The organism is Methylophaga sp. UBA2012 (genome assembly GCF_002335235.1).
Lineage (GTDB): Bacteria > Pseudomonadota > Gammaproteobacteria > Nitrosococcales > Methylophagaceae > Methylophaga > Methylophaga thalassica.
The window spans coordinates 63,224-83,157 of record NZ_DDCG01000001.1; the positions used below are offsets into that span (position 1 = coordinate 63,224).

At 43.5% G+C, this 19,934-nt stretch carries 20 protein-coding genes and 1 riboswitch; of the genes, 16 read left to right on the plus strand and 4 right to left on the minus strand.

The annotated features are described in order from the left end of the window. A complete protein-coding gene (locus tag B2248_RS00305; protein ID WP_273181815.1) occupies positions 1–525 on the plus strand; it encodes a hypothetical protein in 525 nt (174 codons plus the stop codon). A gap of 27 nt (positions 526–552) precedes the next feature. Here B2248_RS00305 and B2248_RS00310 read toward each other — a convergent pair whose 3' ends face one another. Then, positions 553–735, minus strand: coding sequence for a hypothetical protein (locus tag B2248_RS00310; RefSeq protein WP_007145450.1), 183 nt, complete (start codon positions 733–735; stop codon positions 553–555). Between the two features lie 189 nt (positions 736–924). Here B2248_RS00310 and gspE point away from each other — a divergent pair, with 189 nt between their 5' ends. From gspE to B2248_RS00375, 13 genes are all read left to right on the plus strand, one after another. After that, entirely contained in the window at positions 925–2,637 is a 1,713-nt protein-coding gene (gspE, locus tag B2248_RS00315) for a type II secretion system ATPase GspE (RefSeq protein ID WP_273181811.1), read from the plus strand. Continuing rightward, on the plus strand, positions 2,630–3,847 hold the full coding sequence (locus B2248_RS00320; RefSeq protein WP_273181809.1) for a type II secretion system F family protein: 1,218 nt from the start codon (positions 2,630–2,632) through the stop codon (positions 3,845–3,847). The genes gspE and B2248_RS00320 overlap by 8 nt, the downstream gene beginning before the upstream one ends. Before the next feature lie 43 nt (positions 3,848–3,890). Continuing rightward, complete coding sequence (gspG, locus tag B2248_RS00325) at positions 3,891–4,310, plus strand: type II secretion system major pseudopilin GspG (RefSeq protein ID WP_273181806.1); 420 nt, start codon at positions 3,891–3,893, stop codon at positions 4,308–4,310. A gap of 5 nt (positions 4,311–4,315) precedes the next feature. Then, complete coding sequence (locus B2248_RS00330) at positions 4,316–4,768, plus strand: GspH/FimT family pseudopilin (RefSeq protein WP_273181803.1); 453 nt, start codon at positions 4,316–4,318, stop codon at positions 4,766–4,768. After that, positions 4,768–5,139, plus strand: a complete 372-nt coding sequence (locus B2248_RS00335; protein ID WP_273182759.1) for a type IV pilus modification PilV family protein — start codon at positions 4,768–4,770, stop codon at positions 5,137–5,139. The genes B2248_RS00330 and B2248_RS00335 overlap by 1 nt, the downstream gene beginning before the upstream one ends. Next, a complete protein-coding gene (locus tag B2248_RS00340) occupies positions 5,136–5,762 on the plus strand; it encodes a prepilin-type N-terminal cleavage/methylation domain-containing protein (protein WP_273181801.1) in 627 nt (208 codons plus the stop codon). Before B2248_RS00335 ends, B2248_RS00340 begins: the two co-directional genes overlap by 4 nt. Further along, positions 5,759–6,577 (plus strand): general secretion pathway protein GspK, encoded by an 819-nt coding sequence (locus tag B2248_RS00345; protein WP_273181798.1) that lies wholly within the window; start codon positions 5,759–5,761, stop codon positions 6,575–6,577. Before B2248_RS00340 ends, B2248_RS00345 begins: the two co-directional genes overlap by 4 nt. Then, positions 6,547–7,617, plus strand: coding sequence for a PilN domain-containing protein (locus B2248_RS00350; protein ID WP_273181795.1), 1,071 nt, complete (start codon positions 6,547–6,549; stop codon positions 7,615–7,617). The genes B2248_RS00345 and B2248_RS00350 overlap by 31 nt, the downstream gene beginning before the upstream one ends. Continuing rightward, a complete protein-coding gene (gene gspM / locus B2248_RS00355) occupies positions 7,607–8,176 on the plus strand; it encodes a type II secretion system protein GspM (RefSeq protein ID WP_273181792.1) in 570 nt (189 codons plus the stop codon). Before B2248_RS00350 ends, gspM begins: the two co-directional genes overlap by 11 nt. After that, a complete protein-coding gene (locus B2248_RS00360; protein ID WP_273181790.1) occupies positions 8,173–8,751 on the plus strand; it encodes a hypothetical protein in 579 nt (192 codons plus the stop codon). The genes gspM and B2248_RS00360 overlap by 4 nt, the downstream gene beginning before the upstream one ends. A 60-nt stretch (positions 8,752–8,811) precedes the next feature. Next, positions 8,812–10,908 (plus strand): type II secretion system secretin GspD, encoded by a 2,097-nt coding sequence (gspD, locus tag B2248_RS00365; RefSeq protein ID WP_273181788.1) that lies wholly within the window; start codon positions 8,812–8,814, stop codon positions 10,906–10,908. A 142-nt stretch (positions 10,909–11,050) separates the two neighbouring features. Beyond that, entirely contained in the window at positions 11,051–12,667 is a 1,617-nt protein-coding gene (locus B2248_RS00370) for an alkaline phosphatase (RefSeq protein ID WP_273181786.1), read from the plus strand. 81 nt (positions 12,668–12,748) lie between these two features. Then, a complete protein-coding gene (locus B2248_RS00375) occupies positions 12,749–13,474 on the plus strand; it encodes a hypothetical protein (RefSeq protein ID WP_273181784.1) in 726 nt (241 codons plus the stop codon). Between the two features lie 52 nt (positions 13,475–13,526). On the opposite strand, the gene B2248_RS00380 is transcribed toward B2248_RS00375, so the two are convergent. After that, the gene (locus tag B2248_RS00380; RefSeq protein WP_273181781.1) at positions 13,527–13,967 is read right to left on the minus strand and encodes a YqaA family protein; all 441 of its coding nucleotides are present in this window, start codon (positions 13,965–13,967) and stop codon (positions 13,527–13,529) included. 128 nt (positions 13,968–14,095) lie between these two features. Continuing rightward, entirely contained in the window at positions 14,096–14,596 is a 501-nt protein-coding gene (locus tag B2248_RS00385) for a hypothetical protein (RefSeq protein WP_273181779.1), read from the minus strand. Between the two features lie 34 nt (positions 14,597–14,630). Further along, positions 14,631–14,709: riboswitch (cyclic di-GMP riboswitch) on the minus strand. A 224-nt stretch (positions 14,710–14,933) separates the two neighbouring features. On the opposite strand from B2248_RS00385, the gene B2248_RS00390 reads away from it, so the two are divergent. Then, positions 14,934–17,057 carry a molybdopterin-containing oxidoreductase family protein gene (locus B2248_RS00390; RefSeq protein ID WP_273181777.1) on the plus strand — a complete coding sequence of 708 codons (2,124 nt, stop codon included), beginning with the start codon at positions 14,934–14,936 and terminating at the stop codon, positions 17,055–17,057. 51 nt (positions 17,058–17,108) lie between these two features. Here the strand turns inward: B2248_RS00390 and B2248_RS00395 are convergent, their stop codons facing one another. Next, complete coding sequence (locus B2248_RS00395) at positions 17,109–19,016, minus strand: cytochrome c/FTR1 family iron permease (protein ID WP_273181775.1); 1,908 nt, start codon at positions 19,014–19,016, stop codon at positions 17,109–17,111. 269 nt (positions 19,017–19,285) lie between these two features. Between B2248_RS00395 and B2248_RS00400 the strand changes: the two genes are divergently transcribed. Continuing rightward, complete coding sequence (locus B2248_RS00400; RefSeq protein ID WP_273181772.1) at positions 19,286–19,915, plus strand: 2OG-Fe(II) oxygenase; 630 nt, start codon at positions 19,286–19,288, stop codon at positions 19,913–19,915. Positions 19,916–19,934: the final 19 nt, after the last annotated feature.

Consider the following 19,934-nt stretch of genomic DNA (forward strand, 5'->3'; position numbering starts at 1 on the left):
ATGGCCAATATTCTGCTTGATAAATCACATAAAAAACTCATTCAATCAGCGATTGAATTTGGTAATTGGTTATCAACTCAGACTTCCCTATCAGAAGATGATAAAAAAGCCGTGCAATCCATTCAGCAGGTATTAAATAAGCTGCCCAAAATAAACGATGGCACCTTAGCCATGTATGGCTTTAGTGTGGAACGCGGTGATGACGAGAAGGGGCTGATCCGGGGCTGGGATATTAGTGTCGAGTATTTTGCTCATGATCCGGAACAGCAAGGTGGTCTGGAAATATTCAGTTCTTATTTACCGATTCCTGAATCCACAGACAAAGATGTGTTGGCCATTAAAAAACAACATGAAGTGTATTTCCACTGGCCTATCGGTGATATTTGTAATCTGGTCAAACAAGAACAGGCGCAGCAGTGGATAACAGCAGTAAGCCAACCACAGGCTCTACTATCAGAGGGGGACAGACTTCGGGTGGAGATTGTTTATCAGGATTTTTACAGTGAGATTAAGTTGCCTGGCTGAACAGCAGGCAAAAAAAGTCTGAGAAACTCAGACTTTTACGTTTAGATTATTGCCTTGTGTGGCAGTAGGTGCAGGGACAGCTGATTCAATCAGTTTTAACGCATTGGCGCCATCTAGCTTGGCTTTGTTATTACTCATTTGAGCACTTTTGACCATCAGATAATCATCGATACTGATTTTCGGGCTGCCTTGTGTTGCTGAAATACTCATGTCCTACCTCCTACTTTTTGTGCCATCTTACATGACCTTAGTTATCTTCTACGATAAATAGTTCACATAATTCTTATATCGGCCTATTGCTCTAACACTTTAGAATCAAATGCTTTTTGATTCTTTGTCATCGTTTTGACATGACTGTGTGATTGACTTTCAAGATTATCATTCATCCATGTATAACTCATGACAGCAGCAAGTGTGACACGTTCATCCAAGGTGATTCCTTATTTACTCGATCATCATTTGGTTGATAGCTTTTCGTTGACTACAGCCGAGTCGTTTCATAAGCAGCAGTTATCACAGAATCCTTCTTTGCTGGTGAGTTTGGGGCTGATTTCCGAACAACAGATGGCTTCCGCTTATGTGAAAGCTCATGATATTGAAAAATGTGACATCAAATCCTTACCCGCTGAAGCTCCTGAACATCAGATAGCCAGTCGATTTTTACAAGAGGCAGAATGTTTGCCCGTGTTTATCGACGAGGCAGAACTCACGCTTGCCATGGTGAATCCGGAAGATAGCTTTGCTTGTCGGTCGATAGCCCAGCTAACTAAGAAACGGGTAAAAAGGCTGGTGATTACCCAGAGTGAATTTAAACAGTTATATGAAAAATGGCATGCTGCTCGGCAGGACAAGGATAGGGTGCATGCTGATGGGATCTTTGCAGATACCGATGATGATTCATCGCTGGTGAATCGCCTGAAAGATATGGCATCGCAAGAGCCGGTGGTGAAGCTGGTTAACTCATTGCTCAATAAGGCGGTTGAGCTGAATGCGTCTGATATTCACATTGAACCTTTTGAGCATCATTTGGCGGTTCGCTATCGCATGGATGGTGTATTAAAACAGCTCGATTCTCCACCTGTTAAATCCAGTGCTGCCGTGATATCCCGTATCAAAATAATGGCAGAGCTGAATATCGCTGAACGACGACTACCACAGGATGGTCGTCTGCAAATTCATGCTGATGGTCGTTTGATAGATTGCCGTGTCTCCACCACGCCGACCCTGCACGGTGAGAGCATTGTCATTCGTTTGCTTGATAAACAAAAAGTGACACTGGATATTCAGCAACTGGGTTTGTCACCACAATCATTAAACGGGCTGATGAAACAAATCAAACAGCCTCATGGCATTATTTTGGTGACGGGTCCCACTGGCAGTGGTAAAACCACGACCTTATATTCTGCTTTGCAGCAATTAAATACCGAAGAGAAAAAAATATTAACCGTCGAAGATCCGATTGAATATCAACTGACTGGCATTAACCAGATCCAGGTCAAACCGCGTATTGGTCTCGGTTTTGCTGAAGCGCTCCGCGCTCTGGTCAGGCAAGATCCGGATGTGCTAATGATTGGTGAAATGCGTGATAAAGAAACTGCTTCAATAGCCATTCAATCAGCATTAACCGGCCATTTGGTATTTTCAACATTGCATACTAACGATGCCAGTAGTGCGGTGACACGCTGTCTGGATATGGGGTTGGAGCATTATTTACTGGCGGCATCCCTGAATGCGGTGATGGCGCAGCGTTTGGTTCGTCGTTTGTGTGTGTCATGTCGTCAACCAATGGCCATGACAGCAGAGAGCTGGAATACATTGATGCCTGATACGATTGCATTTGATGAGCAGGCGACGATTTACCGCGCTGTTGGCTGTGATCATTGCCAGCAAAGTGGCTATCAGGGACGGACAATGATCAGTGAATTATTGATGGTGAGTGATGCTATCCGTCAGCTGATATTACAAAAAGCTGATGCCAAGACCATTGAGCAAATAGCCATGGAGCAGGGCATGCAGACACTCAAACAAGATGGCCTGCGTTTGGTGCTGGCTGGTATGACCAGCATTGATGAGGTGCTTCGCTTAACACAGTCGCACCATGCTCATGACTAAGTTTGTTTATAAGGCGTTAACCGCTAAAGGCGAGATGATCTTCGGTAGTAAAGAGGAAGCAGATCAAACGGCCGTGGTGCAGTTTCTTCGTCATTCTGGTTATGTGCCAGTGTCGGTGACCAAACAATCATGGCTGAAAGGGATATTTAATCTACGCCGTGAAAAGCAGCAAGCACCGTTATCGCCCACACATTTACTGACTTTTTTTAGTGAGTTAGCGACATTACTGGATGCCGGACTAACAGTCGACCAATCATTAAAACGTATGGAACGACTTGCCAGTTCAAGGGTATTAAAAGACACGCTAGCTGCACTGCATCAAGGTGTAGCTGGTGGTGAGAGTCTGGCAAAAGCGATGGCTGCTCAGGGACAACGTTTCACTGATTTACATATCAATATGGTGCTGGCGGGTGAGACTGGCGGGCATTTACCTCAGGTGATGAATGAATTAGCACATTATCAGGAAACCATGGCTTTATTACGCCGACAATTAATATCTGCCTTAACCTATCCGCTGATCTTGCTGATCATGTCGATATTATCGATTGTGATGATGATGACCTACGTTATTCCTAAGTTTGTGCCCTTGTTTGAGGGGGCGGAGCAAACCATTCCCTGGCTGACACAGCAGGTGTTTGCCGTTGCCGATTTTTTTGAGCAGAGCTGGTGGTTGCCTTTGGTCATATTTATTGTGCTGGCACTGGCGATTGATACACTACAAAAACAAAAAGCAGGCAAAGTCTGGCTGGATGGCAAAGTACTCAAGTTGCCTGTCATTGGTTCACTGGTGACCGCTGTTAATATTGGCCGTTTTTCTCAAAGCATGGCGTCAATGCTCACCCATGGTGTGGGTTTAATCGAATCAGTTAATATGGCATCAGGTTCAATCAATAATGGCAAAATCAAACAGGCGCTAACTGAGGTGGCAAAGCAGGTCTCTAACGGCAGTTCACTTGCCAAAGCATTAACGTCTTTTTCCTGTTTTCCGGGCCTGTTAACCGAGCTGGTCGAAATTGGTGAACAAACAGGGCAGTTGGAACCTATGTTCAGTAAAGTAGCAAAAGCCTATCAGCAGCAAGTGGAAGACAAAACTAAACAATTATTAAATTTGGTTGAACCGATATTAATTATTGGCTTGGGCGGTATTATTGGCGTCATTATTATTTCCATCATGTTAGCGATGTTGGGCTTAAACGATCTGGTCCGTTAGCCACTGTCATTAAAGTTTCATTTTTAGTGGTTATATTCCGCTGATGATGAAAAGAAATAATCGTGGTTTTAGTCTTATCGAATTGCTGGTGGTGCTGGCAATTTTGGCATTATTGGTTGGTCTGGTCGGTCCCAGAGTAATGAAACAGTTAGGTGGAGCAAAAGCTGATACGGCTGTGTTACAGATCGCTGACCTGCAAGCCTCACTTGATATCTATTATTTGGATATGGGTGTGTATCCGACTTCTGCTCAAGGTTTAAATGCACTGATTGAAAAGCCGGTTGATCTCTCTGGCTGGAATGGCCCTTATCTGAAAAAGAAAAAAGTACCCTTAGATCCCTGGGGACGTGCTTATCATTATGTTTCACCCGGTAAACATGGTGACTATGACCTATATTCATTAGGTGCAGATAATCAGCAGGGTGGTAGTGGTGATGATCAAGACATCACCAGCTGGGAGTAACGGTATTGTCATCTCCGGCAATAGCAAAAGGCTTCACGCTGATTGAACTATTAGTCGTGATGAGCTTGTTGGTGATGGTCATGAGTTTATTGCCACCATTATTTCGCCCCGTGATGGAACATCATAGTCTTTACTCTGAATCTCAGCGTTTAGTGCTGTTAATGCGACAAGCGCGAAATGAGGCCATGCTGAGTCAAAAAACGCAGCGTATTGATCTCGATGCTTCAAAACAACGAATAGCCTATAACAATCAACGTTTTCAGCTTGCTGCCAGCACAAAGCTTGATGCGAAGGTCAGCCGTCAATCTGACAATAGTCAGCAGGGAAGTATCGTGTTTTATGCCGATGGCAGTAGTAGCGGCGGCCAGTTGCTATTGGCAGATAATCATTATGCCTTTGCCATTGATGTGAACTGGGTGACCGGGCAAATTCAGTTAAGTAAACAGTTGCCAATGTGATGAAACAGCAAGGCTTTAGTTTACTTGAGTTACTGGTGGCTTTCAGTTTGATGAGTGTGTCTTTAGTCATACTGTTTCAGTTGTATGCAAAAGGCCAGCAAGTCATTCGACTGGGCAAGGATTTCAACGTGGCGACCAGCATTGCAGAATCCTTGATTGCTCAGGCGACATATCAAGCCAGTGGCACTCAACAATCCGGCACCACTGACAAGCAATTTCAGTGGCAGCTAACGATTCAGCCGATAAATGGCAGTGCATCGTCAAAGCTACCTTTACAAGAAGTCAGTGCCGATGTGTCATGGCAGCGATCGGGTAAACCCTATCAGATACATCTTTCTACATTAGTACCTGTTAGTAAGGCCACACCATGAATAAGCAATCAGGTTTTACCTTATTGGAGATGCTGATTGCCATCAGTTTAATGACGATTATGCTGGGTTTGTTATTCAGTGCCTCACGTACGCTCAGCGGACAGACTCAGTCCGGCATTGAGCAGGTGCAGATGAATGATGATATACGACTGGTGACTCAATTTGTCAGACGACTTATCAGTCAGGCCTCACCGATTGTGATGAATCAGGGCAGCTCACATCCGGTGTTATTTTCAGGTGCAAAACATCAGCTTGGATTTGTTTCTACTTTACCTGCTCATGCCGGCGGCAACAGCTTGTATTGGGTTGAGTTGATGCTTAAAGAAAATCAACTGCTGATGAAGTATCAGCCATTATTAAGTGTGCTGAAAAATCGTGATGATAGTCAGCAACTGACGTTGTTAAACAGCGTGGATTCGCTCGATTTTTCCTATGCTGATATCGACAAAAAAAACGCACCAAGATGGCAGACAGACTGGCAGAAAAACAATCAATTACCGCCGCTTATTTCAATGACTGTGGCGCAGCAGCGTGGTGGTGACAAATATCCGATAGTCGTGTCTTTACCAGCCCAGGTGACCCGGATGCGGGATCATCTCAGTGTTCAGCGAACGGGTTTATGACTTCTGTAAAACAGCAGGGGGCTGCCTTACTGATCGTGCTGTGGATGATCTCGCTGTTGATGATTTTAGCCGTGAGTTTTAGTCAAACCATGCGTATCGAAACACAACAAATAAAGCAGCAACAAGGGGCTTTGATTAGCAAGTACCTGGCGAGCGAAGGTATTTGGCGAGTGATCCAGGCCTTAGTGGATGAACAGCATAGTTGGTTAACCAATGGCACTGTTTATCAGCTCAATACGGATAAAGGCAGATTATTTATTCAGATCCAGGATCAAAATGGTCTGCTTGATGTGAATTACGCCTCAGCCGAATTAATCACCACGTTATTAAAAACTAAAGGCTGGTCGACACACACGGCTGAACAATATGCCGACCAGATTGTTGATTGGCGTGATAGTGACAATGAACGCCTTGCTGCTGGGGCTGAACGTTTACATTACAAAGCGGCGGGCCGAGAGGGTTTACCTAAAAATGCGGCTTTTAATAGTCTGGAAGAGCTACGTTTATTGTTGTCGATGGATGAGCAGGGTTATCAAAAAATCGCACCGTTAATGACGGTGTATTCCCAACAACCGGGGCTTAACTTATCTGTACTGCCAGTAAGTCTCTACAGTGAAAATGAGCGTAAGCGCCTGAGTGATCTCACTAATGAACAATTACCCCGTCTGCCTGCGGGACGCTGTTTTGTGATTACCAGCCGTGCTGAAGTCAGGAAAAAAATGGCCAGTCTGAAAGTCGCTGTATTACTGAACCCGGACCAAAGCAAGGATTATGCGATTTTGTCATGGCAGGAAATAACGGGAGTGGCGTCCTGATGTCCTGGCAGCAGATTCAACAAGGTCTATCACGTGCTTGGTATTGGTGGTTGTCTCAGCTTAATGCTGGTCTGCCAAAGCGTTGGCAGTATCAGACCGATATTCGCCGTCAACGGCTATGTATTACTAACAAAAGCCATGGCTATCAGTTAACGGTCTGGTCTAAGTCGGGTGAAGATATTGAGTGGCAAAGTAATGTCGATGGTGTCGATAAGATCACTTTACCTAAAAAGCCGAAGCCAAACAAAAGTCTGTTATTGCTTGATGAGCAGCAGATATTGTCACGCCAACTGTCAGTGCCACGTTCTGCAAAACACAATATTGCTGAGTTGTTGTGGTTTGAAATGGATAAGTACACACCGTTTCAGGCAGAGCAGGTGATTTTTGATTGGGTTGAACTGGAACAACAAGATGATCCTGAGCTGATTTATCTTCGTTTGTTTGTGATGCTGCGTGAAGATTTTGAGCAGCATCAGCAACGTTTAAACATATTGGGTATTGATATCGACAGGGTGTCCGTTGAAGATAGTCTTTATCGGGATAAGCTCAATTTATTACGTTCACAGTCTGCAAAAAATACCTGGTCAGCGTATCTGTTGCCAGCCTGTGCTGTAGTCAGCGTTTTGTGTGCGCTTTATTTGCCATTGTCATTTTATGAAACAGAGTTACAGCAGCAACAAATAAACCTGAAGGCCTTACGTACTGATGCGATGAAAGATGTGCGGAAGCAACAGCATGGCGAGTTCACGCTGACACAATTTCGTGATTTAGAACAAAAACAACGGCAACAGCAATGGTTAGTTGTGCTTAATACCTTAAGTGACACATTACCAAAAGACACATGGGTCAGACGCTTTCAGGTCAGAGATAACATCATCGAAATCCAGGGCGTATCGCCATCAGCAGCAACACTTCTTTCATTATTAGCACAGACAAAACAATTTACCGATGTGGCATTCAAGGCACCTGTGACTTTTGATCCACAATTAGGTAAAGAGCGTTTTTCCATCACCATGAAGCGAGTCAGTGATGCAAACTGAATTCTCACGTTTTTATCCATTACTGGCCTGGGCTGGTTTAATTGTGTTGATTACCATGCTATGGCTGCTGATTATTTATCCGGCTTTATCCTTACGTCAGCACTATGCCAGTGAGCGAGAACAGCTGACCTTTATGCAGCAAAAATTATCAAGTCAGTTACAACAGCCTGCTATGTCGCTGAGTGAAGATGAGTCTGAACAATTAGGTGAGCGCTTTTTATTTCATGGTGATTCGACGGCATTGATGGCGGCACAAATGCAATCATTGGTAGCTAAACATCTCGATGAATTAGACCTGACCAAAATAAGTGCCGAGACCACAGTGGTTGAGCAGGAAAAAGGATTTTCACATATTCAGCTACGCCTGCAGTTTCAGACGGATATGAAGGGCTTGGTAGCATTTTTATCCCGTATTGAATTACAGCAACCGTTATTACTTATAGATGAACTATCGATTGTTGTTAATGATGACAAGGCTAAGTCCTCATCCACTCAACTTGAAGTACACACGCTGATGACCGGCTTTTATCAAGTGATGAATACGGAGCATTCATCATGAGTTGGGGGGCTATCAGTTCATGGGCTGTAATCGTTTTATCGCTAGTGAGCATGATAAGCGAATACAGGTTTTCCCATACTGTTCCTGTAGCCGGTGATGAGCTGTCTGATGGTCTTCAGACACCATCAGAACAGCAGGGAGCAGGCATTGCCTTACCTCAACCTTCTACAACAGCGGCATTGTTAAAACAGTCCATTTTCACTGCTGATCGTTTTGCGGGACTATCTCCCCAAACGGTCGCAGAGCCAACTGAACACACCCTGTTTTTAAATCATTATCGTCTCTCAGCGGTGGCGATAACCGATAACACATCCATGGTATTAATGATCGATGATAAAACTAAAAAGGTGAAACAGTTACAGCTCAATGATGAGCTGGATGACTGGACATTGGAAGAAATTACCTCAACTGCGGCCGTGTTTAATAAAGCTGGTCAGAGGCGCCGGGTGATGTTATTTAATGCAAAAACACCGTCCTTAGCGACAACCGTGTCGGCTACAGAGATGTCATCAGAACAGGACAATCCAACGCTTATACTGCCAGGCGGTCATTTGGATGATGACCCGTATCAATAATGTCACATTCATTTCTTATGATTAACGGTTATGAATTCAATAAATGAGTGCTACAAACACATGATTAGGCTAGCAACAATAGTCGTATCGTTAATTGTGCTGGCTGGGTGTCAGCCACTTACAGCAACTAAACCACACCCCCCAGCCAAACTTGCCGGACAAAGTGGCAATAATCTAGTGGTTTCGGCGCCCATTAGTCAGCATATTACTGCGTCGGAGGATACAAAACCATTTGAGAAAGTAGTGGTTTACGGTAATAACCCAACACAATCATTGACTAGCCGACAGTTTACCGCCAATGCGGAACACAACGATATTACGCTTAATTTTGAAGCGGTATCACTGGCTGATTTTGTTCGTGTGGTATTAGGCGAAATTTTGGCAGTGAACTACTCGATGGATAAAAACTTAAGCGGGCAAGTGACTATTCAGACACCAAACCCCATCGCAAAAGAAGCAGTATTACCTATGCTGGAAAACGTATTGGCAATGAATAATGCACGTTTGATAATAAACCATGACTTTTATCAGGTGGTGGCATCTGATCAGGCATTATCCCGAACATCGGGTAGTTCTCAGTCAGGCTACGGGGTGCATGTGATTCCGCTGCGTTATATCAGCACGCCTGAGATGGCGAAGATTTTAATGCCTTATGCTGGGAAGGATACGGACATCCAAATTGACCAAAAACGTAATCTGATTTTATTACGCGGCAGTCAGCAGGATGTGCAGACATTAACACAAACGATTTCTGTGTTTGATGTGGATTGGCTGGCGGGGATGTCTGTCGGTATTTATCCAATAAAGAATGCTTCAGTGAACGATATTCAGCGTGAGCTGGAAAATATTCTGCTGACATCAGCAGCTGACAATAATGAAAAGTCGGCAAATGGTCCGGTGCGCTTAATGGCGATTAGTCGTCTGAATAGTATTTTAGCGATCAGTGCAAACCGGTCGTCGCTGTTAAATGTGGAACGTTGGGTTGAGCGCTTGGATATGGCTTCGAATCTGGGTAAGCAACAGCTGTATGTGTATAAAGTCCAGAATGCCAAGGCCCAGCAACTGGCGGATGTATTGGCTCAGGTGTTTGGTGCCAGTCTTCAACAGGTAACAGATTCTGCGACAGAAAAACACACACTGGCTCCAGGTGAAACCCAAATCCATCTGGGCTCGACTCAGACAAGCTTAAACAACAATGATGAGATCGTGTCTGCATCTCAAACGAATAAAGCCCGTTTTTTAAATGACGAGGTCGACATTATTGCTGATGATGTTCGGAATGCTTTGGTAATTATGGCCACAGCCAAAGATTACGACATGATTGAACGCACGATCAAACAGCTTGATACGGTGCCAATGCAGGTATTAATTGAAGCCAGCATTATTGAAGTGACCTTATCCGATGAACTGAATTTTGGTGTCGAATGGTTTTTTAAAAATGGTATAGGGAGTAAACAGGGTAACAGTCAACTGGATTTAGGAGATACGGGTATAAATGCCCAGACACCGGGGTTTTCGTTCACGGTAGTTGATAGCTTAAGTAATGTGCGGTTTGCGTTGAATACACTCGCAGCGCAATCAAAACTCAATGTTTTATCGTCGCCGTCTTTGATGGTGTTGGATAACCAACCGGCTAAAATCAATGTCGGCGATGAAATTCCTATCCCCACCCGACAATCAGTGAGTAATACTGATGCCACCGCACCAACAGTCAATGAAATTGATTTTCGTAAAACGGGGGTGTCGTTAACCGTATTACCACGAGTCAATAATAGTGGTCTTGTCACCATGGAAATACGGCAGGAAGTCAGTAATGCCGTACAAACAACCACCTCGACGATTGATGCCCCCACCATCCAACAACGTGAAATTGAAAGTGTTGTTGCTATCAATTCTGGTGAAACCATCGTGCTAGGTGGCTTAATTCAGGACAGCAAAACCAATAATGACAGCGGCATACCGGGACTACATAAATTACCGGTTTTAGGGCATTTATTCGGGCAAACCTCAGATGCGGTGAGAAGAACGGAACTATTGGTATTAATCACACCAAGAGTAATTCGAGATCGCACATCGGCGCAGGCGGTAACCGAAGAGTTAAGAAACAAAATGCTGACGATAGAAGAAATCCCGGCGTCCGTGTCAGGGAAAATATAAAACCCACCTTAATCGGGCTCCAGGCCAATATGTGACTCAGTTCACATAATTGTCATCAATGCTTAACTTGGATGTCATCAATAACAATTACGCTGTATCCGTTAGCCAACCAAACACTTTAATTGTCTTATGGGAGAGACACATGTCAAACAAGCTACCTTTACTATTGGGTGCAGCAACTTTAGCATTAAGCGTAACAGCTTATGCTAAACAACCTGTTTTAACTGATTATCAAGTTAACAGTGACTGGTATACAGACGCTGTTGAAAAAATGGATAACAAACCAGCTTATAAAAATGCACACAAAGCAAAAAATGTGATTTTATTTGTCGGTGACGGTATGGGCATTTCTACTATTACAGCTGCCCGTATTTTAGAAGGCCAGTTAAATGGCAAACCAGGTGAAGAAAATCGCCTGACCTTTGAAACCTTTCCATTCACAGGACTGGCAAAAACATACAATGTTGATGCTCAAACACCTGACTCTGCTGGTACGATGACGGCCATGATGAGTGGTGTTAAAACAGATGCTGGCATCATCGGTATTGGTGAAGATGTTCAACGTGGCGTGTGCTCGACAATGAGCGGACATGAACTGGTAACTGCCCTTGAGCTGGCTGAAATTGCTGGTAAATCAACAGGTATCGTCACAACAGCACGAATCACTCACGCTACACCTGCAGCGACTTATGCAAAATCAGTGGATCGTGACTGGGAAGACGTTTCAGATATGCCTGCCTCTGTCACACGCCGTGGTTTACCTTGTAAAGATATCGCTAAACAATTGGTGGAATTTGAAAGTAATCTGAAAAATCGTTATCCAACAGCAAAACGTATTAACGGTATCGAAGTTGCTATGGGTGGCGGTCGTCGTCATTTCTTACCAAAAGATCCTGCATTTAACAGCCCTGATGCCGTCAGTTCTACTGAAGGTGACAGAACGGATGGTCGTAATTTAGTAGCAGAATGGCAGACTACTTATCCAACAGGTAAATATGTATACGATAAAGCAGGCTTTGATGCTATCGATCCAGCCAATACCGATAAAATCTTCGCTTTATTTAATGAATCACATATGCAATATGAAGCTGACCGTGGCAATGATATTGCTGGTGAACCTTCATTATCTGAAATGACAGAAAAAGCCATTAAAGTCTTGAACAAGAACGATCGTGGTTTCTTCTTAATGGTTGAGTCTGGTCGTATTGACCATGCTCATCATGCGGGTAATGCTCATGGTGCATTAAATGAAACTATTGAGTTTGCTCATGCGGTTAAAACAGCATTAGAAAACACTAACCCTGAAGAAACATTGATTATCGTGACAGCGGATCACAGCCATGTATTCACTATGGCAGGTTATCCAAAACGTGGTAATCCTATTCTGGGTAAAGTGGTCAGCGTTGGTTCAGATGAGCCTGCATTAGCTGCTGATGGTAAACCTTATACCACTCTGGGTTACACCAACGGTCTTGGTTTCCGTGACTTGGGCAATGAAACGGATGCTGATGCCAGCTATAACGCAGGCCCTGATACTGGTCGTAAAGACTTAACTGCCGTGAATACTGAATTATCTGGATACCATCAAGAAGCATTGATTCCATTAGATTCTGAAACACATGCAGGTGAAGATGTAGCCATTTTTGCGACAGGCCCTGGTGCAAGTGCGGTAACAGGAGTGAATGAACAAAACTTGATTTATCACATCATGAATCAAGCGGCACGTTTGGAAATCAAAGCAGAAAAAGCGATTAAGTAACATCACACGAAAAAGAGAGGGGTGGGCGTGAGTCCACCCCTTTTTCGTTTGGATAAAATCAACACGATGAAGGTTATACAGATGAAATATCATTTATTAGCGAGCCTGGTGTTAGTCACTTCTCCGTTACTAGTTCAGGCGAGCGAGAGTTGTTCAATCGATCCTGAGTTATTAGGGGCAACGTACGAAATGACTGACAGTGACTCTAATAAAACGGCAACGATGATGTTGTGGCGTCAACATGGCCGTGTTAGTAATCAGTTTACCCAGACGGGTGTTACCGATATGTGGGAATACACCCATAATGGTGAGTTAAGAATGGTACGTTTTTTTGATAAGGAGCAACATGCTATCGAGTATCAGCCGGGCGAGGTGAAGTACGCTAATGCTGATAGTCAATGGCAACAAGTGCATGAGTTGATTACAGACAAGTTGAAAAATAATATGACACTGGTATCAACTTCTGGTGAAGCCTGTGACAAAGTCGAAACTTATCAGTTAACAGAAGGTGATAGCCATCTCCAACTTGAATGGTTACCTGCTTTATCATTAGTGAAAAGCTGGAAAAATACCGCTGACGGTCACATTCAAACATGGCAGTTAACGAAACTGATTAAAGATGAAAGTGTTGTTAATGCCAGCTTTAAAATGCGTGATGACTATCAGACAACGGATTATGCCGATATTGGTGATAGTGAATCAGATCCCTTCATTGCGAAGATGATTAATCAGGGTTATATCGAACACGGACCTTCTGGTTTTTATAACAGTGAAGGTGAGGATATCGGTCATCCGCATCATCATTAAGTAAAAGTGTAACCCAGTTAAAACCCTGTTTCAGTCTCTGAAACGGGGTTTTTTAATTTAGCGACATGGCTACCTGGCTGATGACAATATAGCGAATCAACTTGCCTGCTGTGACTAGCACGATAAACCAGCCTAGATGTATTTTTACGAGTCCTGCCATAACAGTTAATGGATCACCAATGATGGGCAACCAGGTAAAACACAGGGAAATAAGACCATATTTCTTAAACCGGTTTTCCGCTTTTCTAATATCGCTTTCTGATATCCGTAACCATTTTTTTATGACTGCAGAACTGGCCCAATAACCTAAAGCATAATTCAGCATTGAGCCAAGCACATTTGCCACGGTGGCTGTGGTGATGAGAAAACTCGGTGATAGTCCTTTGATTAATAGTGTGCTGAGAACGAATTCAGAGCTAAGTGGCAGTAGTGTTGCAGATAAAAAGGCTGAGATAAAAAGACCGGGATAACCCAAGCTAACAAAATAATCCATTCAGGCAGTTACTCGATGGCGTGATGGTGGAGAAGTCAAACTGATACTCTCTCAGGAAATATTGAATCATACATAAAAAAAGGGAGCCGAAGCTCCCTAATATTGAACGACGATTTTCTAAAGATGGGTTATGCTGCAATCGCTTTTTTACGAAAGCCTAAGAAACCTAATAAAACTGGTGCGAATAAGAAAAGTGCTGCAGGAACAGGTACTGCTGAAACTGATAGGCTGTAATTTAAAGCTTTACCCGTTGCGTCATAGATATCCAACACATATGTCAGACCTGCAGTTAATATCGCTGTGAAACTGAAATCACCAGTAATGTTGAAATTTTGAATAGCACCACCTAAAACACCAAATGCAATAGTTGCATTATCAAGATTAGACTCTGGATTAAATGACCATTCAATAACTACTGGTGTTGCGTCATTAGTAAATAAACTGAACGAAGATTCCCATGCGCCATTACCTGTAGTCCCACTTGCTAATACTGTACTACCAGTAGCAAGATCAATTTCCTGACTAGCATTGTTGGTGAAAGCTGAGTCACCTTTTGTTAAGTTAAGTGTTGCTGCATTAGCCGCAACAGAGAAAAATAGTGCTATGACAAATAGCATCGCTTTTTTCATAAAAATTCCCTTATGTTTAGAGTGAAAAAACAAGCAATGCAACCCAGCCATCTTCACTTGGAAGACCTGTAGCTTTCCGACCCCGCCTCACGACGAGTTTGGCTTTGATTAAATGGATGAAAGTGATAAACCACCCAACTGGTAAAGTGGTGAATTATTCATCTGCCGCTAAGTGTATAGAGGCTCTATTACAAGAAAATGTCAGAGTGAGTAATTGATTTAAATAAAATTTTTATCAAGTCAGTTGAATAACTTAACGGGCATATTTCCCGTTTTAAACTGGTGTATAGTCTGAAAATAATAATAAAAAAATATATATCAGAGAGGAGAGAGCAATATGGCAAGCGTATTAAAAACAACGCATCATGGTGGCTGTCCACATGATTGTCCTGATACCTGTTCCATGGTCTATGAGGTTGAAAATGGTCAATTAACCTCTGTTAGAGGCAATAAAGAACATCCGATGACCCGAGGTGGTTTGTGCGTCAAGCTTAAAGATTATGAAAAACGACATTACCATCCAGATCGTCTGCTTTACCCTATGCGACGAACAGGACCTAAGGGCAGTGGACAGTTTGAGCGAATTAGCTGGGATGAGGCTTTGGATGAAATCACTAGCCGCTGGAAAGCAATTATTGCAGAGCATGGTCCGCATGCCATTTTGCCTTATAGCTATTTGGGGAATCAGGGCTTAGTTCATGGCTTAAATGGGGGCGATGCCTTTTTTAACAAAATGGGGGCAACCGTTTGTGAACGTACGTTTTGTGGTGAAGGTTCTTGTACCGCTTGGTTATTGACCGTAGGGCCGACGGCAGGTGTCGATCCTGAGAGTTTTATTCATTCTAAATACATCGTTATCTGGGGCTGCAACTCGGTTAGCACCAATGTTCACCATTGGCATATCGTGAAAGATGCACAGAAAAATGGTGCCAAAGTGGTGGTGATTGATCCGTATAAATCGAAAACGGCGAAAGAAGCCGATTGGCACATCGCGCCAAAACCCGGAACCGATGGTGCACTAGCCATGGCGATGATGCATGTCATCATTGAAGAAGGTTTACAGGATCAGGACTACATCGACAACTACACCGTTGGCTTTGATGCCTTGGCAGATAGAGCCAAGACCAGATCACCCGAATGGGCTGCCACAATCACAGGCATAGCTGCGGATGATATTCGTCAATTTGCCCGTGAGTTTGCCACTAGCCAACCTGCGGCAATTCGCCTTGGGGTAGCAGTTGAACGTAACTACGGTGGTGGTCAGGCCATCCGCGCTATTACTTGTTTGCCAGCTTTAACCGGTGCATGGCGTCATGTTGGTGGTGGTGCCTTACAGTTCCCAGTATGGGAGCATCCTTATAAATTTGATGTCATCTCGCGTCCAGATCTGATCCCACAAGGCACGCCAGTGGTGAATGCAATACAACTTGGTCGAGCACTAACGGGTGAGTTGGGACTTGATACACCGATTAAATCTATGATGTGCTGGAATGCGAATCCTGTCACGCAAGCAGCTGAAACCGACAAAATTGTTCAAGGTTTGATGCGGGAAGATCTGTTTCTGGTGTCGGCTGAACATTTTCTTTCTGATACGGCTTCTTATGCTGATATTGTGCTGCCTGCTTCTATGGGCGCTGAGATGGAAGATATGGTGCTGTCATGGGGCCACTTATATCTGACCTATAACGAAAAGTGCGTGGACTCGCCTGGTGAAGCTATTCCCAACAACGAGATATTCAGACGTCTTGCTGCCAGAATGGGGTATGAAGAAGAAAACTTTAGCTGGTCAGATAGCGAGTGTCTGGAGAACTATGTTGACTGGGAATCACCTGCTTGTGATGGTATCGATTTAGCTTATTTACGCGAACATGGTTTTGCCAAATTAAAAGTGGGTACCAAAGATGATCGTGCTCCTCACCGCAATGGAAATTTCCCCACGCCAAGTGGTAAATGTGAGCTGGAAATAAAAGGAGCCACAAATTTTGTTGCCGGACCTTTCAGGCAAATGTATGACGGTTTCCAGCCAGGCGAACCTTTAGACAGCTTACCTGATTATGTCCCATCAAGAGAGACGCATGAAAGCAATCCTGCGTTGGCTGAAAAGTATCCTTTAAATATCATTTCACCTAAAAGTCATGGCTTTCTGAACTCTTGTTACGCCAATATGGAGAACAAGATAAAAGGCCAAGGCGAACAGTTTGTGATGATAAGTCCTGTGGATGCAGATATGAGAAATATCCAGAGTGGTGATGTGGTGTCTGTCTTTAACGATAGAGGTAAATTTGAGGCATTGGCACAAATTACCGATGATGTCAGCCCTGGTATTGTGGTGGCCACATTAGGCTATTGGCGACAGTTAAATAAAGGTACAGTTAACTGTGTGAGTTCGGCAGAGTTTGTTGATATGGGGCATGCGCCAACGTTTACAGATAACCTGGTTCAAGTGGCTTTAAATGCTTAACTCTCCCTCATGGAAAAAAGCCCGCATCAGCGGGCTTTTTTGTGTTGAATTTTAGGCTGTTTGTCTGTTGCCGAAAGGCCTGATGCCTATCAATATCAATACGGATAGAATCAGAATAGCCAATTGCGCTGCCAATCCTTCCCATGTGGAATAAACACCAATCCACGATAAGGTAAAGTCAATTGGGAAAGACGATATGCTGATCAAATCGGCTTCTTGTAATGCTGCCACCGCTTTACCAATCAGTACAAAGGATAGAGCCAGCATCAGGTAAGTGCTGAAGGTGAAGAATTTTCTGATAGGTAAACGTAAAGAGTATTTAATTATGACCCAGAATAATACAGCTAATATCACCGTCGCCGTTACAAAGCCGGTAGCGATAGACATTGACTGAGACGACGCTGACTGGGTCATAAGAGCCTGATAAAACAGGACTGTTTCAAACACTTCACGATACACTGCAATGAAGGACAGCCCAGCTAAGCCCCACAATGTACCTGTGCTTAAGTGGCGGTGAATATGCTGATTGATGTATGCCTGCCACGCTGCGGCGTTGGTTTTACTATGCATCCAGAAACCGACATAGAATAGAATGACTGCAGCCATCAATGCACCGACACCTTCCATGATTTCACGGCTGGCACCACTAATACTAATGAGGTTTTGAGCTGCCCACCAGGTCGCTATACCAGCGATTAAGGCAATAACCCATCCGGCGTGAACATATTTCACTGCATCGCGACGTTCAGTTTTTACCAGTACGGTCACCAGTGCCAGAACAACCAGCATTGCCTCTAAGCCTTCACGCAGCAAAATTACTAAGCTGGCGGTGAAAAGGGTAGAGTCAGATAAGGTATCAGCAGATAACATATCTTGCGCCTCGCTTAACTGACTGTTGGTTTTTTCGAGTAATGCAGTGATTTCATCCTGTTTATCAGACTGGCTTGTTAACTGTCTGAATGACATCATGGATTTTTCAATATCTTTTCTTAATTTTGGATCGTATGCATCGAGCGCGTTTTCAGCGAGTTCAAAACCATCAAGATAGGCACTGACAGCTAAGCCTTGAGCGGTTTTATATTCGCCTGCCATATAGCTTTTATGAGAAGCATTAAGCTGCTGTTTAGCCATAGCGAGAGGGTCGTTAGAAGCGAAAAGTGGCTCAGGGTTTGAGCGAAGTTCTGCGACGGTTTGGTTATCCAATGTAGGATATTTGTTTAATAAGGTATTCGGGCTGTTACTGACAAAGTCTTGAATGCTCATACCTGCAGGAACAGTGGCGAGACCTTTATTATCCTGAAACGCTATGCTGCCAGCATAAAAAGCCAAAGACCAACGTTGTTTTTCATCCAGATGAGACAGGGCAACCATCGCTGTGCCTTCGATACCATTAGTAATAGCATCGTACAAACCGATTAATGACCGGTTCATTGCACGTTCTTTGTCGGTAAAATCAGTTGGGGTTGGATCAAGCGTAGCGGCAAGTTCACCATTACCCTGACCCTTAGCACCGTGACAGGCACTGCAATTTTGCTGATAAAGCGCTTGAACCTGTTGTATAGGTAATAATTCGCTGGGTAATGAAACGGCCGGTGACAGTTTGATCAGAATATTACGCAGTTCAACCGTAATAGGATGAATCACATCCGGGTTTTGTTTGTCGGCAATAGCTTGTTGTAATTTAAGAGCAGCTTCTACAGCGTCCTGACCATTTTCCAGTTGACGCGTTTTTTCTACAGCAAGTGCAGAAAATTCTGTCATTTCACTGTATTCAGCCTCATTGATGACTTCCCCATTCGCAATCGCAGCACTGTAGTCTGCACCAATATATTCAGCCATCTGCATAAGCTGTCGTGTATCACTCTGTGCATCGTTAGCATGAGCTGTATATATAAATGAGAAGAACATTATCAGGCTGATAATGAGACCTGATGTTTTACGAAGGTCAAGTGTAAACACGTTTTTAACCGCTCCAGCTTTGGTTGTTAAGTCGAGATATTGCTTAGTCAAGTTCTAAATGAGAATCATACTCATTATAAACGTTACTGACTATTACGAGTCAATGATTTCTTAGATAAGACTGACTTCAAGAAGTTCTTCATGATGAGTACAACGAAAAGCAACACATCAACAGCGCTGCAATAACTCACTATGAGAGGCTTTAGCTTGTGTATGTGAAGTACAGAAAGTGATAATGTGATCATTTATGACGATTTGATGACAAGATGATGAAGAATGTGATTAAGCTGGATTCGCTCGATAATGCGCCTTTGCAAACAGTACCTTTTCCTTATTTTAAAGTAGAAGAGTCAATTTATCCTGAGGATGTGCAAGGCATCATTAACAGTTTTCCCGATATTCCGGATGGTGGAAGTTATAACGTAGATGACGTTGATCTAAACGAACCATTTAAGTCGCTGATAGAATCAATTGATACCCCGGAGTTCCGTCGCATTATTTGTCAGAAGTTTGATGTGCAGGTGATGGACTTGCCGATGATGATTACGCTCAGAGGTTATTCCAGACAAAAAGATGGTCGGATTCATACCGACTCCAAAACTAAAGTGGCCACGATTCTGATTTATCTGAATGAGAAATGGGAAGCTGATACCGGCAAACTTCGGATCCTGAGAAATGGGCATGATATGAATGATTATGTCGATGAAATCAGCCCAGGACCGGGCGCGTTACTCGCTTTCAAAGTGACTGATAATTGTTGGCATGGTTATCCGGCCTTTGAAGGTAAACGTCAGTCAATACAAATTAATTTCCTGACCAGTGCAGCAGCAGGAAATAAACATCGATTCTTCCACCGTTTGAGTGCAAAATTGAAACGCTTAGTTTCACAAAGAAAGTAAATTTATTTCTGAACGGTTT